This is a genomic window from Actinopolymorpha sp. B9G3 (assembly GCF_040120725.1).
Classification (GTDB): domain Bacteria; phylum Actinomycetota; class Actinomycetes; order Propionibacteriales; family Actinopolymorphaceae; genus Thermasporomyces.
In genome coordinates this window covers 104,814-131,382 of sequence record NZ_JBEEAB010000001.1, presented here as the reverse complement: position 1 = coordinate 131,382, position 26,569 = coordinate 104,814, and the positions used below count along the sequence as shown (strand labels likewise).

Genomic DNA, 26,569 nt, shown 5'->3' with positions numbered 1-26,569 from the left:
ATGATCACGGGAGACTGGCAGGCGGTGGAGCCGGGATCGGGCGCCTTGCGCCTGTCGGCCTCAGATGCCGCGGCCGAAGGAGTTGGCGGTGGCGAGTACCCGGTCGGCCGACAGGAGGCGGAGGGCGACGACGACCGTGACGTACGCCCGGGGCTCGCGCCAGTTGAGCCGGAGCACCCGCCCCACCGCGCGAAGTGCCGCCCGCGGCTGCCCCAGCGCCGCGTAGGCGAAGGCCTTCTGCCCCTCCAACCGGGCGAGTCCGTGCGGATCCTCGCTCAACACCGGATGCTTCGCGAGGACGTAGTCGATGGCGTCGATGATGGTCTGCCAGCGCCGGTTGAAGAACGACGTACGCCCCCACAACACGCGCACCAGTGGGCGTTCGACGACGGCGATGGGCCCGGCCTGGGCGGCGCGCAGAATCCAGTCGTAGTCCTCGCCGTAGCTGCCGGGGATGTCCTCGTCGACGACGCCGATCCGCATCCGGAGGGCGTCGGCCCGGACGACGACGGTCGACGGGTGCGCCTCCATCACGCGGCGGCGGGCGAGCGTCGCGACGCTGAGGTCGGCCGCGGTGGGTACGCGCTGGACGACCCGATCGCCGTACCGCACCTCGATGCCAGTCACCGCGACATCGCTGCCGGTCGCCTGCAGCCGCTCGACCTGCAGCGCCAGCTTGCCTGGCAGCCACTCGTCGTCGTCGTCGCAGAACGCGATGACCTCTCCGTTCGCGGCGTCGATCCCGGCGTTGCGCGCGCCGGCCAGTCCGGGCGTACGCGAGTTGGCGATCGCGCTGACCCGGCGTCGTGGTCCGTACGTACGACCGGCGCAAAGGGACTCGTCGACGGGCGCCTGGTCGAAGACCACGACGCACTCGACGGCGGCCGGGTAGTCCTGGTCCATCACCGCGTCGATGGCGCGGCGCAGGAGTTCTGGCCGGTTCCTGGTGGCGATCACCACCGTCACCGACGGCGCTGCGTCGTCGGCCCTGTCTGCGGTCATCCGGGTGTGCCTTTCCTGGTGCGCCCGCACTATCCGGGTGGGGTGGCCGGGACCAGGGTGACGATCCCGGTGGCCGTCGTGGTCCCAGCGGAGCCCGGGAGGCCATCGGGAGCGCGCACTGCCCGGGCGAGTGCACGCCGCGTGGTGGTGCCGAACTCGACGAGCACGAGCACGATGTCGGCGGTCTCGGGGTGCGTGTCGGCGGCGCTCGAGCCGCCCCGGCTCGCCGCCACTACGACGTCGGGATCGTACGCCGGCCCAAGGGTCGACGCGGTGAGGGCGCGCTGAAGCACGGCGACGAAGCCCGCCGTCAGCGAGTCGGCGCAGCATCCCAGGACGACGATCCGCCCGCTACCGCCGGCAAGGGCCCGCTCCAGCTGTGTCGCCAGTCGTCGCATGTCGGTATCGACGGTCGCCCGGTCAACGGCTGCCTGGTCGACGCTCGTCCGGTCAGCGCCGGCGCCATCAGCGCCTGCCCCATCAGCGCCGGCCCGGTCAACGGTGTCCCTTCCGCGGAGTCCCGTGAGCAGAGTCGAGTCGACACTGGCGAGGATCGGCAACCCGGCGACGTCGCCGACGTCGAACGCGTCATCTACGTGGGTCTTCCGCCGGCGTCTCAGATAGCCGACGCCGAGGCCCGCCGCGAGACCGGACAGGAGACCCGAGAAAGGAGCGACCTCGGCGTTCGCCCGGGTCGAGTCGGTCGGGAGGCGCGCGTGCTGCACGATCTCGGCGGCGTTGGCGGCCGTCGCCCCGGCGCCGGCCAACGCCTTGTCGATGGCGGCGATCTGGCTACGGATCTGTGCCCGCAACGCGCGGTTGACAGGCAGCGCGGACGGTCCGGAACGCTCCGGCACCCCGTCGGTCTCGGGCGGTGCGTCGGCGATGATCTCCTGCAGGGTGGCCCGCCGGTCCCGCAGCGCCGAGCCCACCCGGCGGGTCCGATCCGCGATCAGTGCCGACCGTTGGCGCACGTACTCCCGTGCCACGGTCTCGGCCACCAGTCGTGCCTCGGCAGGCGTACGTCCGGTGAACGAGAGCGAGAACGTCCGGGCGCTGGTCGGCACGCTGATCTGGATCCGGTCCGAAAGGCGCGCGACCGTCCAGTCCGCGCCGAGGCGTTCGGCCGCGTTCCCCAGCACGACGTCGGAGCGGATCAGTTCGGCTTCGGTGTCCTGCGTCCATTCCCGCGGCGGTGGCGTGCCCTCGATCGCGAACGGTTCGATTTCGAGCGCGAGATAGGTGGGTGTCGCCGGGGCGAACACGGTGGCGGTGGAGTGGTAGTCCGGTGGAGTGACCCAGCTGACCACGAGTCCGCTCGCCAGTCCGGCTACGCCGAGCAGGACCGACGCCCGCCAGTGCGAACGTACGAACCGGCGGTAGCTGCCGAGCGCGACGGTCATCGGTGGACGTCCGTGGAGACGGGGTGCGGAGCCAGGGTCATCGGCGGAGTACGAGGTCGTCGAGCAGGTCGAGCAGCCAGGTCGTCCTGGCGCGCAACGGTGCCCCTTCGGCGGGCTCGGACGCGAGGGTGTAGCGGCGCGCCAGCTCGACGAGGTACGCGATCCACACCGCCTCCGGGTCGTTGCCGGAGAAGACGATGTCGTCGGTCGGCACCCGGTGGGCGGGATCCGTCGCGAGCTGTCGGCGGACATGCCGTCCGGCGCCTTCTTCGCCGGCGTCGCGCAGCGTGGCCTGGAGGCGGTAGTGGGTGAGGTCGTAGCCGAACGGGACTCCGGTGGCGAAGCGTTCGAAGTCCCACAGCAGGACGTGGTCGCCGCTCCACGCCATGTTCCACGGCGTCCAGTCACCGTGCCACGCGCCGAGCATGAGCTTGGTGTCGCCGTGGCGTGCCCCTGCCTCCGCGAGGATCCGGTCGAACCGGCGGGCGCGGTCGGCGTCACGCAGCGCGTCGGGTGTGTCCTGGGCGAGCCCCCAGACCGGGCTCTGCGCGAGCGTGGACTCCGTGGTGCCGAAGTGGCCCGCGAGCTCGCGCATCGCGGAGAGGGGGACGGTACGACGCCGCCAGTGACCCGACTCGGGGCGCAGCGGTGCGAGGACGAGTACCTCGAGGCCACGCCACCGCCCGTGATGGAGGACGCGCGGCACCCGCAGCGTCGTCGTCGGCCGGTCGGCTGACCAGAAGCTGCCCAGGGCGGCGGCCTCGTCACGGACCAGCACCTTCGTCGGTTCCTTCGTACCGACCTTCACGTAGGCGACGGTGTCGCCCTCAGGGGTGAGCGCGTGCAGGACGGGCTTGCGGTTGGCGCGTGGTTGCCCGACCCCGATGGCGACCACCACCTCGTGCCCGAGGATCCCGGCGAGATGGTCCTCGAACGACTCGGCGCTGCGCCCCTGCGGAACACTCACCCGGATCCGGTGCGGAGCGACCCGCGCCAGTCCCGGATGGACACCTGGTAGCCGGACGAGACCGGACAGGGCCGTACGGACGGCGCGTTCGCCGAGGGAGAGGGCCTGACTGTGCTTGCGAAGCGCCTCGGCCGTCACCCGGGCGGTGCTCACTGGGAGGGCCACGCGGGGATGCCGCCGATCGGGGAGTACGAGGAACTCACGGACCACCCGGTGCCCCCCGGGGACGCCGGCGGCGGTGCGTGCCCGCTCTCCCTCGCCGTGTCCCTGGTCGCCGTGTCCCTGGTCGTGCGGGTCGGGGGCGACGCCGATCGTTGCGGGCGTCGGCCAGAGCAACCGCATCGTCTCGATCAGCGCGTCCCACGTCGACTGGTAGGTGGGCGGCTGGTGAACGGGTTCTGTCGTCACGGCGAACCTCCGGCCTGGTTCGGCTCCTGCGCGGCCGAAGGTACACCCCGAGCCAACAGACCCAGCGTGATCATCACGGTGACCATGGGGGAGTCGAAGGTGTCGTAGACGAACAGCTCGATCCCGAAGAACGCAAGGACGCAGCACCCGGCGATCGCCAGCGGTGTCCGTTCGCGCCAGTGCGCGAGGAACCGTCGGCCGAAGAACGCCAGGAACAACGCCAGCCCCACGATCCCCTGGGAGAAGACGACCAGCCACAGCTGCCCCTGCGTACCGAGTGGTGGCGGTTTGCACGCCGGACATTCCGGTGTGGCGCCGCCGGCGATGGAGAAGAAGCTCCCCTGGACTTCGCGGGTGGAGCCGAACCCCAGCAGCGGCGACCCCTCGACGACGGCGCGGACGCTTGCGACGGCGAGGTCCGCGCGTCGGTCGTTGGAGTGCGGCGCGTCTATGCGCTGCTGCACCATCGTGCCCAGGGGACTCAACGCGAACGCCAGGCCGCCGATGACGACGACCGCCCCGATGAGGTTGAGCGCCCAGAACTTCCCCATGGCCGCGAGCCGGACCGCCAGGTAGCACCCGCCGACTCCGAGAGCGAGCCAGAGGCCGCGGTTGAGGGAGTAGACGGCAGGTACCAGCGCCGCCAGCAGGACGAACGGCGCGACCCACCGCCGCCACCCTGCGCCCCGACCCAGCCACGCCAGGACGAAGAACGGCAGGTAGAGGGAGAAGTTCGCGCCCCAGGAGTTGGCGAACGAGAACGGCGCGATCGGCCGTGCTTCGTCGTAGCCCAGGATCGACTGCACGTCGGCCGCCGCCGGGTGGATCATCGACGTGACGAACTCGTTGGAGGCGATGCCCTCCGGCAGCACCAGCTCCATCGGCGAGCTGAAGGCGAACCCCGGCGCCACCACGCCGAGCAGCCCGCCGCAGGTGGTGACGACGAACATGAACCCGAGCAGCCGGACCACCCTGCGCGTCGGCAGGTCACGTTCGGGCATGTTCAGGACGTAGAGCAGTGCGATCGTCGCGGAGATGTACATCGCGGCCCGGTAGCCGAAGACGATGATCCGACCCGCGCCCCCACCGCCAGGCTCGGCGCCCGGCGCATCGACCCAGAGCATCGCCGCGCTCGCGAGGAGCCAACCGAGAAAGACGAGCCACATGCCGAATCCGCTCGGTGCCCGCAGCCCGCGCCGGGTCAGCAACTCGATCGCCATCGGGACCGCGAAGAGGATGAACGCGAACGTCGCCAGTCCGAGCATCCACCACAGCGGAAAGCCGAGGAACAGTGCGGTGAGCGGCCATCCTGCGGGGAGCAGCCGCGGCGCCGCCGACGAGCGCGTGGCCTGCGAAGTCCACGCTCCGGTGGTGAGGCTCCCGACGCTGGACGCGCCCGTCACGTGTGTCCTCTCTGCGGGTTGCCGGGTCCGGTCGAGTGTGCGGTTTCTCGGGCGGCTCGGCGGGGAGGATGCGCACGAGAAGAGGGGGTCTCCGGCAGCGCTTTAGGATACGAGACGCCGGCACTCGTCGAGGATCCCTTGGAAGATCTGCCGGTCGATGTCGCCGTTCCACTTGCACGCGGTGGTCATCGGCCGGCAGGATGCTCTACGCATTTGGACAGGTTTACGCATTTTGGCACGTGTCGACAGTCTGCCGATCGCTCCCTCCCCGTCGTGTCGTCGGAGCGCGGCCCGCGCTTTCCGTTGGGGGAACGTTGTTACTGCGCCGCTTGGGCGTGGCGGCCACCGTCTTGTGTGTCGCCGTGCCCGTCATCGGAGTCCCGCACGCCGCCGAGGCGGTGCAGACCGCCCAGCCGAAGGTCGTCAGCGCCGACCCGGCCAACTCCACTCCGCACGTGCTCGACGGACATGTGAAGGCCATCGTCCAGGTCGGCGACACGGTGGTGCTCGGCGGTGCGTTCACCCAGGTCAGCTCGGCCGACGGCAAGACCGTCCACAACCGCTCCAACCTGGTCGCGTTCAACGCCCAGACGGGTGCGGTCAGCACGAGTTTCGCCCCGAACGTCGACGACGAGGTGGCCACCCTCGCCGTCTCCAGTGACGGCAAGTCCGTCTACGCGGGTGGCTTCTTCGACGCGGTCAACGGCAAGGCGGTCAAGAGCCTGGCCCGGATCAACATCGCCGACGGGCAACTCACCTCCGGGTTCACCACCCCCGCCCTCAACGGCAGGGTCAAGGACCTGAAGCTGGTGAAGGGCCGGCTCTGGGTCGCCGGCACCTTCGGCTATGTGGCGGGCCAGAAGCAGGCGGCGCTCGCCACCCTCAACCCGGCAACCGGTGCTCTCGACCCCTTCCAGGGGGCGGTCTTCTCCGGCACCATGACCGCGGGCGGCTTCCTGCAGATCCTCAAGATCGACATCACCCCGGACGGTTCGCGGCTGGTGGCGATCGGTGACTTCACCGCGGTCGACGGCCAGCCGCGGGCCCAGATCGCGATGCTCGACCTCACCGGGTCCAAGGCCGCGGTCGCCAACTGGCGGACCGACTTCTACGCCTCGCCGTGCAACGCGAAGTTCCCGACGTACATGCGGGACGTCGACCTCGCCCCCGACGGGTCGTACTTCGTCGTCGTCACCACCGGCGGTTACCAGGGCGGCCCGCCGGCGTCCTGCGACACTGCGGCCCGGTTCGAGACCGGTGCGAGCGGGTCGGGGGTGACGCCGACCTGGGTCGACTACACCGGCGGTGACACCCACTTCGCGGTCGCTGTCACCGGCACCGCGGTCTACGTCGGCGGGCACTTCCGCTGGCAGAACAACCCGCACGGTCCAGCCGACCGGGCAGGTGCCGGCTCGATCGGCCGCGACGGCATCGCGGCCCTCGACCCCGCCAACGGCATGCCGTTGCGCTGGAACCCCGGCCGCACCCGCGGGGTCGGCGTCTTCGACATGGTGGCCACGTCCGCGGGCCTCTGGGTCGGCAGCGACACCGACCGGATCGGCAACTGGGAGTACCACGGGCGGATCGCGTTCTTCCCACTCGCGGGGGGCACGGACGTACCGCGGCCGGCCGCCGGCGAGCTGCCGTCCGACATCTACTACGTACCGACCTCGGGCACCAACCTGAGCCCCCGCAAGCGGCACTACGACGGCACCACCGTCGCCGCCGCCGCCGCCGCTCCGACGGGTGGCCTCGCCTGGAGCAACATGCGGGCGGGGTTCATGCTCGGTGACACGCTGTATGCCGGCTGGTCCAACGGTGCCTTCGACCGGCGTACGTTCGACGGGTCGACCTATGGCACGCCCACGACCATCAATCTCGCCGACCAACTGGTCTCCGACTCCGCCTGGCACGCCGACGTCGCCGCCGCCACCGGAATGTTCGCCTCCGGCGGCAGGCTCTACTACACCCGCACCGGATCGAGCTCGCTCTACTACCGCTACTTCTCGGTGGAGAGCCAGGCGGTGGGGGCCGAGCGGTTCACTGCGAGTCCCAGCGTCACCGGCGTCGACTTCTCCAAGGTGACCGGCATGTTCCACGTTGGCGGGAAGCTCTACTTCGCCTCGACCATTGACGGCAACCTGCGCAGGGTCACCTTCAGCGCCGGCAAGCCGGTCGCGGGCACCGCGACGGTGGTGAGCGGCCCGGGCGTCGACGGCAACGACTGGCGTTCCCGGGCGATGTTCCTGTTCACCGACCCGAGCATGGCGGCCGAAGGAGCGCCGACCGCGGTGGCCTCCAGTACCTGCGAGGGCCTCACCTGCACCTTCAGCTCCGTGGGTTCGACCGACCCAGACGGCACGATCGAGTCGTACGCCTGGAAGTTCGGCGACGGGTCGACCGGCACCGGCGCGACGCCGCGGCACACCTATGCCGAGGGCGGCACCTACACGGTGACGCTCACCGTCACAGACGACTCCGGGGCGACCGACAGCGTGGAAAAGACGGTGACCGCCGCCGATCCGGACCAGCCGCTGGCGGCGAAGTTCTCCGTGTCGTGTGACGGGCTGGCCTGTGACGTCGACGGCGGCGACTCGACCGACCCCTCCGGTGCGGTGCAGTCGTACGCCTGGAACTTCGGTGACGGGACCACCGCCACCGGGGCGACCGCCTCGCACAGCTACTCGTCCACCGGGCGCTTCACCGTCCGGCTCACGGTGACCGGCAGCGACGGCAAGACCGCGCAGTCCGAACAGGTGGTCAGCGTCGCCACGCCGGTCAGCTCCGTACGGTTCGTCGGCCAGGCCGGCAGCAACGCCAACGTCAAGACCCACCAGGTGACCATCCCGGCGAGCGTCGCGGCGGGCGACCGGCTGCTGCTCCTGTCGACCGTCAACACCACCACGCCCACCGCCTCCGCACCGAGCGGTGTGGGCGGCTGGTCGAGCGTAGGTACGAAATCTGCCTCCACCATGGTGACCCGGGTCTGGCAGAAGGAAGCCTCGGCGACCGACGCCGGGTCGACAGTCCAGGTGGCGCTCTCCGACTACGCGAAGGGTGACCTGACGGTGGTGGCCTACCGCGGTCCCGACCCGGTGGTGCGTACCTTCGCCAGCGCGGCCGAGACCACCTCGCGGACGACCCACACCACGCCGGGCGTCCAGGGAGTCGACGGTGCCTGGCTGGTGAGCTACTGGACGGACAAGTCCTCCGCCACGACGCAGTGGACCGCGCCGGCGGGTCAGACGACGCGGCGCAGCTCCTACGGCACGGGCAGCGGAAGGATTTCCATGCTGCTCACCGACGGCGGTGCTCCGGCGGGCACCGGGGCCAAGGGTTCACTGGGCGCGACCGCCGACGCGGCGAGCGCCCAGGCCACGATGTGGTCGTTCCTGATCGGACCGGGCGGATGACGGCAAGGGACGGGATCGGCTGGATCCGTGCAAGGGCGGCCCACCGCGTTTCCGTGTGCGCCATGGTGGCGGTCCTCAGCCTCGCCGGTAGCTCGTGTTCGCTCATCGAATTGTGGGGCGACGGCGGAGCTGCCGGCGGGCCGGGTCCGGCAGCTGGTTCCGGTGGCGGAGAGGGCGTGCGTTCGGTGTCGACCGGGAACGATGGCGCGTTCGCCGAGTCGCCAGTCGGCAACAAGAGCGACGCGTCGGCCCGGCTCGTCGGCCTCGATACGGACACGGCCGAAGGCGTGGAGACGGTGACCTTCACCTTCGCCGATACCAAGGTCCTGCCGAAGTTCCGGGTGGGCTACATTGACGCTCTCCGGGCCCATCCCGAAGACGAGCCACTTCCGTTGTCTGGCAACGCATTGCTCGAGGTGGAGTTCAGCCTGACCAACCCCAACACCAAGAACCGGTTGGCGGTGCGTCCCGACCTCACCCCCGAGCAGCCGCAGGTCAAGGAGGTCCTCCTGGCCCGCAATCTGGGCGGCAGCCTGACCTTCGGAGTGGGACTCGACCGCAGGGCCCCGTTCCGCGCGAAGCAACTGTCCAACCCGACTCGACTGGTCGTGGAGGTGCGCACGAGGTGAGCGAGACGAGTCCGCGGGGTGCCGGGGGTTCGGATGGGGGTCTGCGGGCGGTGGCACCGCCCTGGGTGAAGCGGTCCGGTCGGGCGGTGACCCGCACGTTCGGGCGTTACACGTCCGGCGGTCGGCTGGTTCCCAGCTTCCTGATCGTGGGAGGCCAGCGCTGCGGCACCACCTCGTTGCACCGGGCGCTCATCGCTCACCCTGTGGTCGCCGGACCTGTACTGCACAAGGGCGTCAACTACTTCGACCTCAACTACGACCGCGGCCCGGCGTGGTACCGCGCGCACTTCCCGCTGCTCTCCACCGCCAGGCGCCGGGCCGGCAACTGGTCGGTGGGATCGGGCGAGCCGCAGGCCATGGAGTCCTGCGGTTACTACCTCTACCACCCGTTGGCGCTGCCGCGGATCGCGCGCGACCTGCCCGGGGTACGGCTCATCGTCATGGTCCGTGACCCGATAGAGCGGGCCTGGTCGGCCTACAAGCATGGTCTCGCGCGCGGTTTCGAGACCGAGTCGTTCGAACGCGCCCTCGACCTCGAGCCGGAGCGACTGGCCGGGGAGGTCGAGCGCCTGGCGTCCGACCACGGCTACCAGAGCGATGCGCACCGCCATCATGCCTACGTCGCCCGCGGGCGTTACGTCGAGCACCTCCAGGCCGCGATCGACCTCTTCGGGCGCGAGTGCGTACACGTGATCGAGAGCGAGGAGTTCTTCGCCAACCCCGCGTCGACCTACGACGACGTGCTCGACTTCCTCGGCCTGCCGTCCTGGCTGCCGTCGGCGTTCGGTCAGCACAACGCCCGGCCGAGCGAGCCGATGCCGGAGCCGGTACGCAAGCAGCTCGCGGACTACTTCCTGCCCTACGACGAACAGCTCGCCAAGGTCCTGGGTCACACTCCGGCCTGGCGTCGCTGACCCGGCGCCGGCGCTCGCGGCGTGCCGGTCCTCGCGGCGTGCCGGTCCTCGTCGTCGGCGGGGCATGGGGAAACTCGTTGGTGTCGCGTCGGCGTGCGGACAATGCTTGGCGGCATGGACGGATTCGACCCGGCGACGAGCTTCGGCCCCGACGTGGCCAGCAGGTACGACAACTCGCTCCGAGGAGACGAGCAGGCTGCCTGCCGGTTCCTCGCCGAGGTCGCCGGGGGTGGTCGCGCGTTGGAGTTCGCGATCGGCACCGGACGGATAGCGCTTCCGCTCGCCGAGCAGGGCGTCAGCGTGGCCGGCATCGAGCTGTCCAGCGCCATGGTGGACCAGCTGCGGTCGAAGCCTGGCGGCGAGGCCCTGCACGTCACGGTCGGCGACATGTCCTCGGAGCGGGTCCCCGGCACGCACGCGTTGGTCTACCTCGTCTTCAACTCCCTCTTCAATCTGCTGACGCAGGACGACCAGGTCCGGTGTTTCGAGAACGCCGCCCGCCACCTTGCCGACGACGGGGCGTTCGTGGTGGAGGCGGCCGTCCCGAGCGCGTGGACCGCCCAGCACGAGTACGTCCGGCCTGAATGGGTCGGCACGGACAGCGTGGGGCTGGACGTCTGCCGCTATGACCCGGTGACCCAGCTGCTGGAGGAGAACCATGTCACGCTGTCCGAGAAGGGCATCCGGTTCGGGCCGATCGTGTGTCGGCTCATCTGGCCACCCGAGATGGACCTGATGGCGCGGATCGCCGGGCTCCGCCTCGCCGAGCGGTGGGGCGGGTGGGACAAGCAGCCGTTCACCGCCGACAGCAAGCTGCACGTCAGCGTCTACCGCCGCCGGTAGCTCAACCAGGCTCGGGATCGTCGTTCGCGCGAAGCCGGGCGGCCTGTGCTTCGAGGTAGCGCTGTTCCGGACGGCTGATCGTGCCGCGCGCAGCCGCCTGGTAGCTCGACCGAGCGGCGGCGGGATCGCCGCCGAGCTCCAGCAGGTGTCCGCGTACGGCGTCGATGCGGTAGTGGCCGGCGACGCGCCTGTCGGCGTCGAGCGTGGCGAGCAGGTCGAGCCCCGCCTGCGGGCCCTCCACCATCGCCGTGGCCACGGCGCGGTTGAGTGTCGCCATGGGGTTGGGCGAGATGCGGTCCAGGATCTTGTAGAGGATGAGGATCTGGCGCCAGTCCGTCTCCTGCGTGCTCCGTGCTTCGGCGTGGACCGCGGCGATGGCTGCCTGGAGCTGGTACGCACCGAGCGATGACCGGGCCAGGGTGGCGCTGATGAGGGCGACTCCCTCCTCGAGGAGTTTTCGGTCCCATCTGCCGCGGTCCTGTTCCGCGAGCGGCACCATCGCGCCGTCGGCGGTGGTCCGGGTCGTACGCCGGGCATCGGTGAGCAGCATCAGGGCGAGCAGTCCGGCGACCTCGCCGTCGTCGGGGAGCAGCCGGTGGACCTGCCTGGTCAGTCGAATCGCCTCGTCGGTCAGCCCACTGCGCGCCAGTTCGGGGCCGGAGGTGGCGGTGTAGCCCTCGTTGAAGATCAGGTACAGCACGTGGAGAACCACGCGGAGCCGATCGGACCGTTCGGGCTCGGGCGGCAGTCCGAAGCCGGCGCCGCTGGCCTTGATGCGCTGCTTGGCCCGGCTGATCCGCTGCGCCATGGTGGCCTCGGGAACGAGGAAGGCGTGGGCGATCTCGGCCGTACGCAGGCCTCCGACCGCCCGCAGGGTGAGGGCGACCTGAGCCGGCTCGGACACGGCCGGATGGCAGCACAGGAACAGCAGGGTGAGCGTGTCGTCGTCCTGCGCCGCGCGCTCGTCGCCTGGGCCGGGGAGGACCATCTCGTGTGCCGGCACCTGAGCGGCCACTGCGTCCTCGCGCCGTCGGCGGGCGCTGTCGCTGCGCCACTGGTCGGTCAGCCGCCGACCGGCGACGGTGAGCAGCCAGGCGCGCGGATCGGAGGGTACGCCCTGCTCCGGCCACTGGACGGCAGCGGCGAGAAGAGCATCCTGCACGGCGTCCTCGCAGGCGTCGAACTGCCCGTGCCGCCGGATGAGCAGGCCGAGGACCTGCGGCGCGCACCGGCGCAGCAGGTCCTCGATCGACTCGTCCGTCCGCGTACTCACATCCCAGCCCGTGCTCACATGCCTGACTGTGCCTTTCCCGCTTGGGCGCACAACCCTGCGTGGGCTCACATGTCCGACCCGGCGGAGAACATCACCGGACGCACTTCCACGGCCAGCCCTTCGACCTTGGTGTCGGGGATCATGCCGGCGAGCTCGACGGCGCGTTCCTTGGTCTCGCAGTCGACGAGGTAGTAGCCGCCCATGTACTCCTTGGCCTCCAGGTAGGGGCCGTCGGTGACTGCTGGCACGCCGCCGCGCGTGCTTACCACCGAGGTGTTCGACGGATCGGCCAGCGCGTGGGTGCTGATCATTTCGCCGGACTCTTGGATGGTCTTCATGAACTCGCCGTGCCCGTTCATGATCTCGTCGCGTTCCGCCTCGGTCAGGGCGTCGAGGATCTTGGGGTTGACATGCATGATCAGCAGGTACTTCATGGCGGGCTCCTCACGGGTTCGGCGCGCCCGGGACGGGCGGCCTCACAGGGAGGTCGGAGCGGCGACCCTCTCCACGACATTCCATCAGGGCAGGTTGTCATGATCATGCGTGGGTTGCCGGGCCCTTGTGGACGAGCTACCGCCCGGTTTGCCGCGCATGATCATGGTTCACCTGTGGCGCCGAGGGTCCTGTTCAGGTGAGGTCGAGGGCCCCGCGGCGGCGGGTGAGTCGTTCGACCTGCCTGAACGCAGCGACGCCGAGCAGCGGCAGCACCACCGCGAAGCCGGCGAGCGGCGCGAGCTCCCGCCACAGGTCGGCGACCGAGGCGCCCTTCGTCGTCGCGTCGACCAGTGCCTGGATGCCGTAGCCGAACGGGAGAAAGCGGGCGGGAATCCGCAGCCAGTCCGGCATCAGGGCGATCGGGTACATCGTGCCGCCCACCATCAGGATCGGGACGAAGAGCAGGTTGGACAGCTGGTTGGCGTTCCGGATGGCGACGCCGATCGCGCCGACCATCATGGAGACACCCCACATGCAGCAGATGAAGAGCACGAGGGTCACCAGCAGGGTGAGCGGCGCGATGTCGACCGTGAGACCGAAGACGACCGCGCCGGTCGTGAACGTCAGAGCCGCCGTCGCGAGCGACTCGAGGACGGCGAAGAGCTGGAAGCCGCCGAGCCACGCGTAGCGGGAGCACGGTGCGAGGAAGAGGTTGCCTAGGGTGCCGCGCTGGCGTTCGTCGTCGAGGATCTCGCCGGCGCTGAAGAGCATGCCGAAGAGCAGGGCGAGGCAGGCACCGCCGACGATGGCGTAGTCCCGCAGCTCACGGTCGTCGCGGTAGATGAGGCCGACGATGAGCAGGGTGAAGACCGGCAGCGTCATCCAGACGAGGACGTACGGCACCGGCCCGGCGGTCTGGATCTTCGTCCGGCCGGCCGCGTACGCCGACGCCGCCACGACCCGGATCGGGGAGGGGAGGGCAGTCACAGGAGGCTCCTCACAGCAGGTCGAGGTTGCCGCGGCGGCGCATGGCGTAGTCCACCCGGCGCAGGGACCAGACGCCGGCGAGGAGGAACACCGCGCTGGTGGCGGCCGCGGCCAGGAGCGCACCGCCGACCTCGGCGAGCGACCGGCCGGCCAGCGTGGTGGCGCGCAGGGCGTCGACGGCGTGCGCCAGCGGGATGGCTGCGGAGATGGGTTCGAGCCAGTCGGGCAACGCGGTCCGCGGTACGAAGAAGCCCGCCAACAGCCAGATCGGGGCCTGCAGGAAGTTCGACATCGCGTTCGCCTGCCTGGACAGGATGAACAGTCCGGCGAAACCGAGGCCGATGCACAGCGAACTCGCGTAGACAGCCACCAGGGACACCAGCGCGCCTATCGGGTCGGCCACCTCGAACCTTGCGCCGAGAAGCGCACCCGCGCCGATGCAGGAGGCAAGTCCGGTGATGTCCCAGGTGATGTTGCCGATGCCGTAGCCGAGGACGACGGGCATCGTGCGGGTGGGCGCGGCGATCACCGAGGCGATGGTGCCGGCGTGGATCTCCCACTGGAGCGCGTGACCGCTTCCCCAGACCGTCGAGTTCCAGGCCAACGTGGCCAGTATGCCGACGACGAGGAAGCCCACGACGTCCTGGCGCTGCACGGCTGCCTGTCCCGAGACCTGGTAGGCGACCGTGAAGCTGACCAGCAGCAGGAGCGGCATCAGCGGCGCGCGGACCAGCATGATCGGGTTGGACGCCCACCGCAGCAGGAAGACCCGCACCGTGGCCCACAACAGTCGCCAGTCGGCGCGGAACCGCCCGACCGGTGTGTCCGCGTTCATGCGTCCTCCTCGAACTCTCGGCCGGTGGCGCTGAGGAAGGCGTCCTCGAGGGACGGTTCGCGGATGTCGATGGTGCGCACCTCGGCGCCGCCCTCGCGAAGGACGGCGAGCGCCTGGTCGAGCGCGGCGGTGGTGTCGGTGCAGCGCAGCGTCAGGGTGGCGGCGACGGCGCCGTCGGCTCCGGTGTCGTGCTGGACCTGTGTCACCGGAGCGAGCACCCGCAACCGGTCGATCACCTCGCCCGCCGCCCGGCATCCCGACCGCTCGGTCAGCGTGACGACCACCCGGCGGTCGACCTTCGCCTGCGCCTTCAGCGCGGCCGGTGTCCCGCTGGCGACGATGATGCCGCGGTCGACGATGGCGAGCTCACGGCAGAGCAGGTCCGCTTCGTACATGTCGTGGGTGGTGAGCAGGATCGTGTGCTCGCCGGCCAGGTCGGCGATCAGCTGGCGTACGTCGATCGCCGCCGAAGGATCCAGCCCGATCGTCGGCTCGTCGAGGATCACCACCGCGGGCTCGTGGAGCAGGGTCTTCGCGATGTGCAGGCGTTGCTTCATGCCCCGCGAGTAGCTCTCGACCCGCTCCGCGGCGCGGTCGGTGAGCCTGACCCGGGCGAGCAACTCCTCGGACCTGGCCGCGATCGCCCGGTCGTCCATGCCGTAGAGGCGGCCCGCGTAGCGCAGGTTCTCCCGCCCGGACAGCTGGTTGTAGAGCCCCTTGTCACCACCGAAGAGGACGCCGAGCTGGCGGCGTACGGCGGTCTCCTGGCGTACGACGTCCAACCCGCCGATGGTCGCCGATCCAGATGTGGGGATGAGCATCGTCGAGAGCATCTTGATCGTCGTGGTTTTGCCGGCACCGTTGGGACCGACCATGCCGAAGATCGTCCCGCGAGGTACGCCGAAACTGATGCCGCGCACGGCCTCGACGACCTCGCCGGAGCGGAACCAGCCCTTGCGTTTGCGGTACGTACGGCGCAGGTCGTGGGCGACGATGCTGAGGTCGTCGGCCGCACTCGTTGCCATGTCCACGCCGGATCCGGCGGTGTGCAGGCGGGTGTCGCGGTCGGTGACGCGGTCGGTGACGCGGTCGGTGTCGCGGTCGGTGTCGATGGCATCGGTCATGAGACGGTTCCCCCGAGGAGGCCCGCGAGAGCGGGCGGACGGTTCGCCTGGACGACAACACCGGCGACCTGGACCGCGAACGTCTGCCACCACGACGTCGGCAGGGCTCCCGGCGCGGTCGGCGGAGGCGTTGAATCTGATGCCGGCGTGGACACGTGCGTGGGAGGTGACGTGGACGTCGGGCCGGGAGTCGACGCTCCGTAGGGGTCGGCGAGGATGGCCTGCCGGATCTCCTCCAGCTCCGCGGGCCGCAGCCGGAGCGCGCTCGACCAGACAGCCAGCAGGTCGTCGAGCGGTGAAGCTTCGTTCATCGTCGTACCTCCTCAAGACTGAGGGTGTTGAGCCCGAGCGCCTTCGCGAGCGCCTGCCGGGCTCTGGCCAGCTTGTAGCGGATCGTTCCGGCGGGCTGGCCCAACGCCTCGCCGATCTGGGCGCTGGTCAGCTCGCCGACGGCGTGCATCGCGAGGATCACCCGGGCCTCCTCGGGCAGCGTCCGGACAGCTGTCATCACGTCGTTCATCAGCTCGTTCCTCTCCACGTGTGCGGCGGGTGGGTCGGCGGCGGCCGCGCCGGTCGTCGGCACCATGTGGTCGGCCAGCGTCCGGGCCGTCGCTTCCCGGGTGGCCCGCGCGCGGTAGGAGTCGGTCACCAGGTTGCGGGCCACGGTGAAGATCCACGCCTGCCGCCGCTGGGGTGGCAGTGCCCGCACCTCGTCGAACCGCCGCCACACCCGCAGGAACGTCTCCTGCAGCAGGTCGCGGCCCAGCTCGCGGTCGCCGATCCGGCCGAGCAGGTAGGCGTGCACGCTCGCGTGGTACGCCTCGAAGATCTCGGTGAAGGACTCCTCGGCTTCAGTGCTCCGCGTCATCCCCGGCCACCGAGATGTCGCCGTACTTGGCGGTCGCCAGCAGCTGGACGACCGGGATCAGTTCTTTCGGCGCCGCGAGCGAGCCGACCAGGCTGATCGAGGTGACCTTGTCCCGGAGCAGGCCGGCGGGTACGTCGTCGTCGATCCGGAACGACCCGACCAGCAGGAGCCCGAGCGGCTCGTCGACGAGTTCGAAGAACCCTCGGCCGAACGTCTCGTCGCCGAGGAAGCACCGTGGCGACCCGTCGTACCACACCAGCTGGCCGGCTCCGGCGAGCAATGGCGCCAGCACGGACTCGCTCTCGCGTGGGACGATCACCTCTCCGGTGTAGTAGATCTGCTGGAAGCCCACTGCGGTGACCTGCCCGGTGACGATCGTCTGTCCGGTGACGACGAGAACGTCATCGGGTGACCCGCCCTGGTTGGCGAGGGTGCTCCCGCTCAGGGTCTGCTGGCCGGTGAGCGGTCTGAGCTGCTGCCCCTCGGCGTACCGGTAGTAGTGGACCATCCCCGTCATCCGGGTCAGGCCGGCGCCGAGAACCGACTCGCTTCCCCGGGGCGCGAGGACCGTGCCGATGACGATGACCTCGCGGTAGCCGATCCGGGTGAGGGGACTGGTGATGAGCAGCCCGCCTATCACCACGAGGACCTCGTTGTCGCCGCCCGGGTCGGCGAGGGCGTCGCCGCCGAGCGTCATCGTGCCGGTGTGGACCCGCACGTGCGCGCCGGTGGGGACCGGTACGACCGCGCCGACGTTCTGCATCGAGATCCGGGCGAGTGCGTGGGCGAGGTTCTCCGGCACCACGACGGCGCCGACGTTCGCGATCCGGTCGATGCCGGCCAGGTCCTCTTCCCAGGTCGTGTGCGAGAGGTCGAGGACCGGGACGTTCTCCACCACTCCGGTCGCCTGCAGGTCTGTCATGGCGCTCTTCCCTTCACCGTCTGCTCCCCAGAGCGTCGTACGCAAGGAACGTGTCGTACGCAAGGAATTTGTCGTACGCAAGAGGAAGACGGACGGACCGCTCAGGTGTTGGGAAATCGCTGCCGATTTCTGCGATCGATCCGGCCGGGACCACCGTCCGCCGGATCCGTATGACCGGTGAAGCCCATGATCCTGAAGGAAAAGTCGGCCATAGATTGGCAAAGTCCTCATGATCACGATCATGATCACCGTCATGATCACCGGGGAGGTGACGTTCGCGCGGGGGTTGTCGGAGGGGCGCGTTAGTCTTGGTACTTCACCCCGGTCCGCACTGCGAATCGGGGCGTTCGTGTTGCCCCGTCGCCTTTGTCACTGTCCCTCGACATGGCCGTCGCGGGCCACCACTTCTGTTTCTGGAAGGGATCCATGGGCCTCACCGGACTCATCGAACTCGTCGTCGCCGACCCCGCGATCGCGGCCGCGGTCGAAGCGGCACGGGCGAGTGCGGCGGCACCACTCGACCTCACCGCGCCCAAGGCGGTGCAGCCGTTCGCGGTGGCCGCCCTCGCCGCGCCGACCGACACCGGTGGCGCGGACCGCCCCGTCCTCGCGGTCACCGCGACCGGACGCGAGGCCGAGGATCTCACCGCCACATTGCAGAGCCTGCTCGGCGACGACAGCGCGGTGGCCTACTACCCGGCCTGGGAAACGCTTCCGCACGAGCGGCTCTCGCCGCGCTCGGACACCGTGGGTCGGCGGCTCGCGGTGCTGCGCCGGCTGGTCCACCCCGATGCGGAGAACCCACGACCCAAGGTCGTCGTCGCGCCGGTACGCAGCGTGCTGCAGCCGCAGGTCAAAGGCCTGGCCGACCTCGAGCCGGTGTCACTCCACGTGGGCGAGGAGCGTGACCTCGACGAGGTCGTACGCCGGTTGGCCGCGGCCGCCTACCACCGCGTCGACCTGGTGGAGAGGCGCGGCGAGTTCGCGGTGCGGGGCGGGATCGTCGACGTGTTCCCACCGACCGAGGAACATCCGTTGCGGGTGGAGTTCTTCGGCGACGAGATCGAGGAGATCCGGTCGTTCAAGGTGGCCGACCAGCGGTCGCTCGGCACCGCCGACCATGGCCTCTACGCACCCCCATGTCGCGAGCTGCTGCTCACCGCCGACGTCCGCGAGCGGGCGGCCAAGCTCGCCGTCGCGCATCCGGAGCTCGCGGAGCTGTTCGAGAAGCTCGCGCACGGGCACGCGGTCGAAGGGATGGAGTCGCTGGCCCCCGTCCTGGTCGACGAGATGGAACTGCTCCTCGACCTGATGCCCGCCGGCACCCACACGGTCGTGTGCGATCCCGAGCGGGTCCGCAGCCGGTCCCATGACCTGGTGGCGACGAGCCAGGAGTTCCTCGACGCCAGCTGGGCGGCCGCCGCCGGCGGGGGAGAGGCGCCGATCGACCTGGGCGCAGCCGCCTACCGCAGCCTCGCCGACGTACGCCGGCACGCTCTCGCCGCCGGGCTCGCCTGGTGGAGCCTGTCACCGTTCGCGGCCGAGCCCGACAACGCGACGCCCGCCGCACCGCTGCGTACCGAAGCCGGCGAGTTGGTGCAGGTCGACGTCGACGTCGAGCTGGGAGCGGTCGAGTCGCGCACGGTCAGCGCGCAGGCGGCCGACGCCTACCACGGCAACACCGACGCGATGATCACCGACGTACGCCGGTGGATCGCCGACGGCTGGCGGGTCGTCTTCGTCACCGAGGGGCACGGTCCGGCGGAGCGCCTGGTGGAGGTCCTGCGTGGCCAGGACCTGCCCGCCCGGCTCGACGAGCACCTCGAGCAGCTTCCCGAGCCGTCGCTCGTGCACGTCACCCGCGGCCGCGTCGACCACGGTTTCGTCGCACCCGAGGCGCGGCTCGCCGTCCTGGCCGAGGCCGACCTGCTGGGTCGAGGGGGCGCGTCCACCAAGGACATGCGTCGCATGCCCACGCGCCGCCGCCGCACGATCGACCCGCTGGAGCTGAGTCCCGGCGACTACGTCGTCCACGACCAGCACGGGGTCGGCCGGTACGTCGAGATGATGGAACGCACGGTCGGCACCGGCCAGCAGCGCACCACGCGCGAGTACCTCGTGATCGAGTACGCACCCTCCAAGCGCGGCCACCCCGGCGACCGGCTGTTCGTCCCCACCGACCAGCTCGACCTGGTGACCCGCTACGTCGGGGGCGAGCAGCCGAGCCTCGACAAGATGGGCGGCTCGGACTGGGCCAAGCGCAAGGGTCGCGCACGCCGCGCCGTCAAGGAGATCGCCGCCGAGCTGATCAAACTCTACGCCGCTCGGCAGGCGACGAAGGGTCACGCGTTCGGTCCCGACTCGCCGTGGCAGCGTGAGCTGGAGGACGCGTTCCCCTACGTCGAGACCCCCGACCAGCTCGGCACCATCGACGACGTGAAGCAGGACATGGAGAAGTCGATCCCGATGGACCGGTTGATCTGTGGCGACGTCGGCTACGGCAAGACCGAGATCGCCGTGCGGGCGGCGTTCAAGGCGGTGCAGGACGGCAAGCAGGTGGCGATCCTCGTGCCCACCACTCTGCTTGTCCAGCAGCACTACTCCACGTTCGCGGAGCGGTTCGCGCCGTTCCCGGTGACGGTGCGCGCGCTGTCGCGGTTCCAGACCGACCGCGAAGCGAAGGAGACCCTGACCGGTATCGCGACCGGCGCGATCGACGTCGTGATCGGTACGCACCGCCTGCTCGGCAACGAGGTGTCGTTCAAGGACGTCGGCCTGATCGTCGTCGACGAGGAGCAGCGGTTCGGCGTCGAGCACAAGGAGAAGCTGAAGGCGTTGCGGGCGAGCGTCGACGTCCTCACGATGTCGGCGACCCCGATTCCGCGCACGCTCGAGATGGCGATCACCGGCATCCGCGAGATGTCGACCATCATGACGCCGCCGGAGGAACGCCACCCGGTGCTGACGTTCGTGGGTGGCTACGACGAACGCCAGGTGGTCGCGGCGATCCGGCGCGAGCTGCTCCGCGAGGGACAGGTGTTCTTCGTCCACAACCGGGTCAACACGATCGAGAAGGCGGCGGCCCGGATCCGTCAGCTGGTGCCCGAGGCCCGCGTCGTCGTCGGGCACGGCCAGATGCGCGAGCACCAGCTCGAACAGGTGATGGTCGACTTCTGGGAGAAGCGCGCCGACGTGCTCGTCTGCACCACGATCGTCGAAGCGGGGTTGGACATCTCCAACGCCAACACCCTCATCATGGAGCGCTCGGATCTCTTCGGTCTCTCGCAGCTGCACCAGATGCGCGGCCGGGTGGGTCGCGGGCGGGAGCGGGCCTATGCGTACTTCCTCTATCCGCCGGAGAAGCCGCTGACCGAGACCGCGCACGAGCGGCTCGCCACCCTGGCACAGAACACCGAACTCGGCGCTGGCATGGCCGTCGCGATGAAGGACCTCGAGATCCGTGGTGCCGGCAACCTGCTCGGTGGTGAGCAGTCCGGCCACATCGCCGACGTCGGCTTCGATCTCTACGTACGCCTGGTCGGCGAGGCGGTGGCCGACTTCCGTGGCGAGGGGGCCGTGGAGGAGGCCGAGGTCAAGGTCGAGCTGCCGATCGACGCGCACCTGCCGCACGACTACGTCGACAGCCAGCGGCTGCGGCTGGAGATGTACCAACGGCTCGCGGCGGTCCGCAGCCTCGACGAGGTGGAGCAGGTGGCGGAGGAGCTCATCGACCGCTACGGCGCGATCATGCCGAAGCCGGTGGAGAACCTTCTCGAGGTCGCGAGATTCCGGCTGCTCGCCAGGGAGGCCGGCCTCACCGACGTCACGTTGCAGGGCAACCAGATCCGGTTCGCGCCGGTGGAACTGCGGGAGAGCCAGGAGCTGCGGTTGAACCGTCTCTATCCCCGCACGGTGGTGAAACGGCAGGTCAGGACCATCCTCGTGCCGCGACCGGCGACGGCACCGATCGGCGGCCAGCCGCTGCGTGACCTCGAGCTGTTGCGCTGGGCCCGCGATCTCATCGAGGCCGTCGTGCTCGACTCCCGGGCACCGAGCACCTCGTCGTCGACACCCGCCTGACGGCCCCCGTACGCACCCTGCCGAGCAGAGATACGCAGGGGCACGGGCGACCACAAGTCTGGTGATCCCAGGGCTATTAGTCACAGACTGTTATCAGATGGGCCACATGGGCGATCGGCTAGGGTAACGACAGCTTTGGGCTGTGTGCGGGGGAGACCCGTCGAATATCCGCTGACCACCGGGAGTGCCTATGCTGCCCGATTCGTCACCGACCAACGGTGGCTCGTCCCGCGACGACCTGGGGTCGTCACGGCCCGGCCGCCACCGCGGTTCCCGTCGCCAGCGACGCGAGGTCAGCCAGCCGAGCCGATCCACAGCAGTCACGACGCACCGCCAGTCCGACCAGGGCGGGCAACCGCAGAGTCAACGCCGTGCACTCCCCGTGGCCGCCGCTGCTGCCGGAGTCCTGGGCATCGGTGCCGCGGCCGCCGGAGCCGGGTGGTTCCTCTTTCTTCCCCAAGGGCAGGCGCCCACCGCTGCCGGGTCGCTCGACGCCCCGGCGAGTTCCAGTCTGTCCCGGGGCGCCGGCGTACCCTCCGACACGAGTGACACGACCCGGTTGACCAGCAGCGAGCAGAACTGGCTTGGCGCGCCCGACTCGGCCACGCCGGGCAACCAGACGGCCACCGCCGATGCGTCCTCGTCGCCGGCACCGCGACCGTCGCCGGCACGGACGTTGCCGGAGGCAGAGGAAGAGGCCGCGCGCCAGACGCTGCCGCGGTCGACACCGACGATCACGCCGACAACGGAGCCGACGTCGGAGCCCACGTCGTCGCCGTCGCCCACGACGAACTCGCCCGACCCCACCACTCCGGCGCCCACGCCGACTGAGACGTCTGAGCCGGACCCCACGACGCCGAGTCCGTCGCCGACATCTGGCCTGCCGTTGCCGTTGCCCGATCTTCCATTGCCCGACCTTCCGTTACCGATAGAACTGCCGCTGCCGTAGGAGAGGGGCCGCGGCCCGGCGCCAGAGATGCGCCCGGCCGCGGCTCCTTCCACGCGCGGCGGGTGGCGGGAAAGGGGAGTGTCCATGCCACCCGAGCATCCACGCGACAGCCACCAACCCGACGGCGATGGCCGGCGGACCTGGCCACCGCCGACCGGCCGGCCGTACGGGGGAGGACGCGGGAACGACCCGGAACCGCAGTGGCGTGCGGCCGGTGGCGCAGGATGGTCGCAGCCTCCGTCGCCCGTCGACCGGCCGGAGTGGTCACCACCGCGGCCGGAGGAACCACCCACGTGGCCGCCGCGACCCAGTAGCGGCCCATTGTGGGACCAACCGCAGGCAGACAGTGGCCCCTCGTGGGACCGCCCTGGGGCAGACAGCCGGCCTTCGTGGGACCAACCGCAGGCAGACAGCCGGCCCTCGTGGGACCAGCCGCGACCGGCATGGGATCAGCCGCGACCGGCGTGGGATCGGGGACACTCCAGTGAGCCCAGGTCCTGGGAAGAGCTGAGCAACCAGGCGGCTGCCGACGATCCCCGAAGCGGCCAGGGCGCCGATCGGGGCGGGTGGCCGCCCCGCCGACCGGCGGGGTGGGGCGTCCCGGACGACCTGGATCCGGGCTGGAGCGCCCCGAGCGACCGGCAACACTGGGAGTCGCCGCACGACCCGCCTCGAGCTACGTGGCGTTCGTCGGACGAGGCCCCGGGGTGGGACGACGCCGAGTTGGACGACCGCACTCAGTGGCAGCTCCCAGCCCGATCCCCTGCGTGGCAGAACGACGAGCACCTGTGGGACGCACCAGACGACCGCGACCCCCCGATCTACTGGGAGCCGGACGACACCGACACCCACGCCGAGAACCGCGACGGTGCGAACCCTCGCCGTCATCGCCGCAAGAGGCCGCGGCGCGGGGCGTTGGCCGCCGCCGTGACGGTCGCTGTCGTCGGCATGGTCGGCGTGGTGTCGACGACGGGGTGGTACCTCGTCTCCCAGCAACGGCAGTCACGCACCGCCACCGAGAACCCGGACTCCGTGGGAGACCGCGGCCGTGCTCGAGAGGCCCGCATACCGTCAGAGACTGCCTCGGCCACGCCGACGGCCACTGCGACCGCCACCTCCACACCGACCGCTACCCGGAAGCCCTCGAGGACGCCGACTCCCACGCCGCGACCGACCAGGACCGAGGCGCCGGAGCCGAAGCGCACCACAGCCCCGCCTGAGCGCACGCCGTCGCCGAAACCGTCGCCCACGCAGACCGAGGCACCTGCCCCACCACCGTCGAAGCAGGCGACGTACGAGAACGAGGTCGTCCGCCTCACCAACGTCGAGCGGGCCGAGGAAGGGTGCGGGCCGCTACGCGCCGACGACCGGCTGCGTACCGCTGCCCGGGGGCACTCGAAGGACATGGCCGAGCGCGGGTACTTCGACCACACGTCGCCCGAAGGCACCACACCCTGGGACCGCATGCGGGCCGCGGGATACGACGCTCCGGGCGGTGAGAACATCGCGATGGGCTACCCCACGCCCGAGTCGGTCGTCGACGCCTGGATGGACAGTCGGGGTCACCGGGAGAACATCCTCAACTGCCGGTTCGAGGCCATCGGGGTCGGCGTCTACTTCGGGAACGAGCGGGGGCCCTGGGCGACGCAGAACTTCGGCTACCGCTGACTCAGCCGATCGGACGGGTCGTCGCGGCGATCTGGGGTACTGGCGGCCGTGAGGACCTTCGCGAAGCAGCGACTCAGCGGTTCGTCGCGATGGAGTCCGAACGTGCCGATCGGCGCGTAGCCGCTCGACTCGTAGAGCCCGATCGCCTCCGGCTGGAGCGCGCCCGTCTCCAGTACGAGGCGTCTGACGCCGGCCGCTCGGGCGGTGCGTTCGATCCCGGCCAGCAGTGTGCGCGAATGTCCACGACCACGTGCCGACGGTACGACGTACATCCTCTTGATCTCGGCGTCCCCGTCGCACAGGTCCGGGTCCCGGGTATCCCGGATCCGCCACCCTCCGCACCCGGCGGGGCGACCGTCGAGGTAGCCCACGAGGAAGAGGCCGCTCGGCGGCTGGAACTCCGCCGGATCGACCGGGGTCTTGTCGGTGTCGCCGTACCACTCGACGTACCACCGCTGGAGCTCGTCGATCAGGGTCGTGGCGTGGGGATGGTCATAGGCGAGCGTACGGACGTCCACGGCCGCCCAATCTAGCTCGGCGGACTGGCGGTCCACGGGGAGCGGTGGGCGTTCGACGGCCCGTATGGTCTGATGTCTGCTTGCGACCAGCCCACCACCGGGCACCGTCTCTTCGTGGAGGTTCACTCGTTCATGTCCACCGTCCCCCTACTGACCCTGAACAACGGTGTGCAGATCCCGCAGCTCGGCTTCGGCGTCTGGCAGGTCCCGAACGTCGACGCCGTGGCCGCCGTGAAGACCGCCATCGAGGTGGGCTACCGCAGCATCGACACCGCCGCGATCTACGGCAACGAGGAGGGGACGGGGCAGGCGATCGCCGAGTGCGACGTTCCCCGTGAGGACCTGTTCGTCACCACGAAGCTGTGGAACGCCGAGCAGGGGTACGACTCGACGATGGTGGCGTTCGAGGAGAGCCTGCGCAAGCTGCGGCTGGGCTACGTAGACCTGTACCTGATCCACTGGCCGGCGGCGGGCCAGGACAAGTACGTCGACACCTGGCGGGCGTTCGCGAAGCTGTACGCCGACGGGAGGATCAAGGCCATCGGGGTGTCGAACTTCCAGGCGTCGCACCTGCAGCGGCTCTTCGACGAGACCGGCACGGTCCCTACCGTCAACCAGATCGAGCTCCATCCCTATCTCGTGCAGGCCGACATGCGGGAGTTCGACGCGAAGTACGACATCCGCACCGAGGCGTGGAGCCCGCTCGCGCAGGGCGGCACGGTCCTCGCCGACCCGGTGATCACCGGACTGGCGGAGCGCTACGGCCGGACGCCGGCGCAGGTGATTCTGCGGTGGCATCTGCAGCTGGGGAACGTCGTCATCCCGAAGTCCGTCACCCCGTCGCGGATCGCGGAGAACTTCGCGGTGTTCGACTTCGAGCTCAGCTCAGACGACGTGGCCGCCATCACCGCCCTGGACAGGGGTGAGCGGACCGGGCCCGACCCGGACGTGTTCGGGGCCTGAGCCTCTGAAGGGCGCCGGCGCGCGTGCAAGGCGTCCGCGCGCGCCTTTCTACGCCGCCATTCCTGCGACGCCACACAGCTACATGGCCATCTAGGTCGCACCGATGAGCAGCCAGAGACCGCCCAGGGCGAACAGTGCCGCTGCGGAGTAGCGGATCGCCCGCTCGGGCAGGCGTACGGCGAGGTGGTGGCCGATCGCGATGGCGATCGCGTCGGCGATGACCATGCCGACGGTGGAGCCCACCCAGATCCCGAACCACTGGTGCTGGGTGGCGAGGGTGACCGTGGCGAGCATCGTCTTGTCGCCGAGTTCGGCGAGGAAGAAGGCTGTGGTCACGGCGATGACCGCGGACCGCCCGGTCCGGCGGGTGCGGGCTTGGTCGGACTCGTGCAGGACGTCGCCACGAAGTGTCCACGCCGCGAAGCCGAGGAACGCGAGGCCGGCGACCAGGGAGATCCAGGTCGCCGGCAGCGCGGCACCGAGCCCGTGCCCGACTCCGACGGAGACCGCGTGGACCGCCGTGGTGGCAATGCAGATGCCCGCGAGCACCGGTGCGGGGCGGTAGCGGGTCGCGAAGAGCATGGCCATCAGCTGGGACTTGTCGCCGAGTTCGGCGACGAAGATCACGGCGAAGCCGATGGCGAAACTGGTAACGAGAGCGTCCATGCCGGCGGTGCCACTCCTCGATGCTTCAGCGGTCTGGTCGTACCGCCGGATCGAGGGGTTGCGTGACCTCGACCCGGCGACATCGCCTTGGGTCGAAGGTCTCGCCCGCCTTGGTGGAAGGCCGCCGGGCCGGGCATCGCTCGCGGTGCGCGACGCCAGTGTGTCGACCACGGTGTTGAGGGCTACTCCCCTTCGCAGGCTCAAGGGTGCCCCGCCAGCCGCTGATTGTCAATCAGTTGCGCAAATGAGAGAACTACCTCGCGCCGTTCGAGGCGATCGTGCGCGAGGCCGGCGCCTGC

Annotated in this window: 22 protein-coding genes; 7 read left to right on the top strand and 15 right to left on the bottom strand. The window is 70.1% G+C overall.

Annotated elements, in window-relative coordinates:
• Nucleotides 1–60 precede the first annotated feature (60 nt).
• The 4 genes from ABNF93_RS00585 to ABNF93_RS00570 are packed head-to-tail and all read right to left on the bottom strand — an operon-like array spanning nucleotide 61 to nucleotide 5,183.
• A complete protein-coding gene (locus tag ABNF93_RS00585) occupies nucleotides 61–1,002 on the bottom strand; it encodes a glycosyltransferase family 2 protein (protein WP_349325473.1) in 942 nt (313 codons plus the stop codon).
• Nucleotides 1,003–1,031: 29 nt separating this feature from the next.
• Nucleotides 1,032–2,405 carry a GumC domain-containing protein gene (locus ABNF93_RS00580; RefSeq protein ID WP_349325472.1) on the bottom strand — a complete coding sequence of 458 codons (1,374 nt, stop codon included), beginning with the start codon at nucleotides 2,403–2,405 and terminating at the stop codon, nucleotides 1,032–1,034.
• A 37-nt stretch (nucleotides 2,406–2,442) separates the two neighbouring features.
• Complete coding sequence (locus ABNF93_RS00575) at nucleotides 2,443–3,780, bottom strand: hypothetical protein (RefSeq protein WP_349325471.1); 1,338 nt, start codon at nucleotides 3,778–3,780, stop codon at nucleotides 2,443–2,445.
• Nucleotides 3,777–5,183, bottom strand: a complete 1,407-nt coding sequence (locus ABNF93_RS00570; protein ID WP_349325470.1) for an O-antigen ligase family protein — start codon at nucleotides 5,181–5,183, stop codon at nucleotides 3,777–3,779. Before ABNF93_RS00570 ends, ABNF93_RS00575 begins: the two co-directional genes overlap by 4 nt.
• Nucleotides 5,184–5,545: 362 nt before the next feature.
• Between ABNF93_RS00570 and ABNF93_RS00565 the strand changes: the two genes are divergently transcribed.
• The 4 genes from ABNF93_RS00565 to ABNF93_RS00550 all read left to right on the top strand — a co-directional run bounded on the left by ABNF93_RS00565 (nucleotide 5,546) and on the right by ABNF93_RS00550 (nucleotide 10,982).
• Nucleotides 5,546–8,596, top strand: coding sequence for a PKD domain-containing protein (locus ABNF93_RS00565; RefSeq protein WP_349325469.1), 3,051 nt, complete (start codon nucleotides 5,546–5,548; stop codon nucleotides 8,594–8,596).
• A gap of 62 nt (nucleotides 8,597–8,658) precedes the next feature.
• Entirely contained in the window at nucleotides 8,659–9,225 is a 567-nt protein-coding gene (locus ABNF93_RS00560; RefSeq protein WP_349325468.1) for an AMIN-like domain-containing (lipo)protein, read from the top strand.
• The gene (locus ABNF93_RS00555) at nucleotides 9,222–10,139 is read left to right on the top strand and encodes a sulfotransferase family protein (RefSeq protein WP_349325467.1); all 918 of its coding nucleotides are present in this window, start codon (nucleotides 9,222–9,224) and stop codon (nucleotides 10,137–10,139) included. Before ABNF93_RS00560 ends, ABNF93_RS00555 begins: the two co-directional genes overlap by 4 nt.
• Before the next feature lie 114 nt (nucleotides 10,140–10,253).
• Complete coding sequence (locus ABNF93_RS00550; protein ID WP_349325466.1) at nucleotides 10,254–10,982, top strand: class I SAM-dependent DNA methyltransferase; 729 nt, start codon at nucleotides 10,254–10,256, stop codon at nucleotides 10,980–10,982.
• Nucleotide 10,983: 1 nt separating this feature from the next.
• On the opposite strand, the gene ABNF93_RS00545 is transcribed toward ABNF93_RS00550, so the two are convergent.
• The 8 genes from ABNF93_RS00545 to ABNF93_RS00510 all read right to left on the bottom strand — a co-directional run bounded on the left by ABNF93_RS00545 (nucleotide 10,984) and on the right by ABNF93_RS00510 (nucleotide 17,426).
• Nucleotides 10,984–12,273 (bottom strand): RNA polymerase sigma factor, encoded by a 1,290-nt coding sequence (locus ABNF93_RS00545; RefSeq protein WP_349325465.1) that lies wholly within the window; start codon nucleotides 12,271–12,273, stop codon nucleotides 10,984–10,986.
• Nucleotides 12,274–12,320: 47 nt separating this feature from the next.
• Nucleotides 12,321–12,689: a YciI family protein gene (locus tag ABNF93_RS00540; protein ID WP_349325464.1), complete on the bottom strand. Its 369-nt coding sequence runs from the start codon at nucleotides 12,687–12,689 to the stop codon at nucleotides 12,321–12,323.
• Between the two features lie 193 nt (nucleotides 12,690–12,882).
• On the bottom strand, nucleotides 12,883–13,677 hold the full coding sequence (locus tag ABNF93_RS00535) for an ABC transporter permease (protein WP_349325463.1): 795 nt from the start codon (nucleotides 13,675–13,677) through the stop codon (nucleotides 12,883–12,885).
• 10 nt (nucleotides 13,678–13,687) lie between these two features.
• On the bottom strand, nucleotides 13,688–14,512 hold the full coding sequence (locus ABNF93_RS00530) for an ABC transporter permease (protein WP_349325462.1): 825 nt from the start codon (nucleotides 14,510–14,512) through the stop codon (nucleotides 13,688–13,690).
• On the bottom strand, nucleotides 14,509–15,636 hold the full coding sequence (locus ABNF93_RS00525; protein WP_349325461.1) for an ABC transporter ATP-binding protein: 1,128 nt from the start codon (nucleotides 15,634–15,636) through the stop codon (nucleotides 14,509–14,511). The genes ABNF93_RS00530 and ABNF93_RS00525 overlap by 4 nt, the downstream gene beginning before the upstream one ends.
• Nucleotides 15,633–15,947, bottom strand: a complete 315-nt coding sequence (locus ABNF93_RS00520) for a hypothetical protein (RefSeq protein ID WP_349325460.1) — start codon at nucleotides 15,945–15,947, stop codon at nucleotides 15,633–15,635. The genes ABNF93_RS00525 and ABNF93_RS00520 overlap by 4 nt, the downstream gene beginning before the upstream one ends.
• On the bottom strand, nucleotides 15,944–16,504 hold the full coding sequence (locus tag ABNF93_RS00515) for an RNA polymerase sigma factor (protein WP_349325459.1): 561 nt from the start codon (nucleotides 16,502–16,504) through the stop codon (nucleotides 15,944–15,946). The genes ABNF93_RS00520 and ABNF93_RS00515 overlap by 4 nt, the downstream gene beginning before the upstream one ends.
• Entirely contained in the window at nucleotides 16,488–17,426 is a 939-nt protein-coding gene (locus tag ABNF93_RS00510) for a hypothetical protein (RefSeq protein WP_349325458.1), read from the bottom strand. The genes ABNF93_RS00515 and ABNF93_RS00510 overlap by 17 nt, the downstream gene beginning before the upstream one ends.
• Before the next feature lie 426 nt (nucleotides 17,427–17,852).
• Between ABNF93_RS00510 and mfd the strand changes: the two genes are divergently transcribed.
• Nucleotides 17,853–21,506: a transcription-repair coupling factor gene (mfd, locus tag ABNF93_RS00505; protein WP_349325965.1), complete on the top strand. Its 3,654-nt coding sequence runs from the start codon at nucleotides 17,853–17,855 to the stop codon at nucleotides 21,504–21,506.
• Nucleotides 21,507–21,869: 363 nt separating this feature from the next.
• Here the strand turns inward: mfd and ABNF93_RS00500 are convergent, their stop codons facing one another.
• A complete protein-coding gene (locus tag ABNF93_RS00500) occupies nucleotides 21,870–22,358 on the bottom strand; it encodes a hypothetical protein (RefSeq protein ID WP_349325457.1) in 489 nt (162 codons plus the stop codon).
• Nucleotides 22,359–23,178: 820 nt separating this feature from the next.
• Here ABNF93_RS00500 and ABNF93_RS00495 point away from each other — a divergent pair.
• Complete coding sequence (locus ABNF93_RS00495) at nucleotides 23,179–24,123, top strand: CAP domain-containing protein (protein ID WP_349325456.1); 945 nt, start codon at nucleotides 23,179–23,181, stop codon at nucleotides 24,121–24,123.
• Here the strand turns inward: ABNF93_RS00495 and ABNF93_RS00490 are convergent.
• On the bottom strand, nucleotides 24,114–24,641 hold the full coding sequence (locus tag ABNF93_RS00490; RefSeq protein ID WP_349325455.1) for a GNAT family N-acetyltransferase: 528 nt from the start codon (nucleotides 24,639–24,641) through the stop codon (nucleotides 24,114–24,116). The two genes, ABNF93_RS00495 and ABNF93_RS00490, sit on opposite strands and share 10 nt — an antisense overlap.
• A gap of 132 nt (nucleotides 24,642–24,773) precedes the next feature.
• Here ABNF93_RS00490 and ABNF93_RS00485 point away from each other — a divergent pair, with 132 nt between their 5' ends.
• On the top strand, nucleotides 24,774–25,604 hold the full coding sequence (locus ABNF93_RS00485) for an aldo/keto reductase (protein WP_349325454.1): 831 nt from the start codon (nucleotides 24,774–24,776) through the stop codon (nucleotides 25,602–25,604).
• A 90-nt stretch (nucleotides 25,605–25,694) separates the two neighbouring features.
• On the opposite strand, the gene ABNF93_RS00480 is transcribed toward ABNF93_RS00485, so the two are convergent.
• The gene (locus ABNF93_RS00480; RefSeq protein ID WP_349325453.1) at nucleotides 25,695–26,270 is read right to left on the bottom strand and encodes a TMEM165/GDT1 family protein; all 576 of its coding nucleotides are present in this window, start codon (nucleotides 26,268–26,270) and stop codon (nucleotides 25,695–25,697) included.
• Nucleotides 26,271–26,569: the final 299 nt, after the last annotated feature.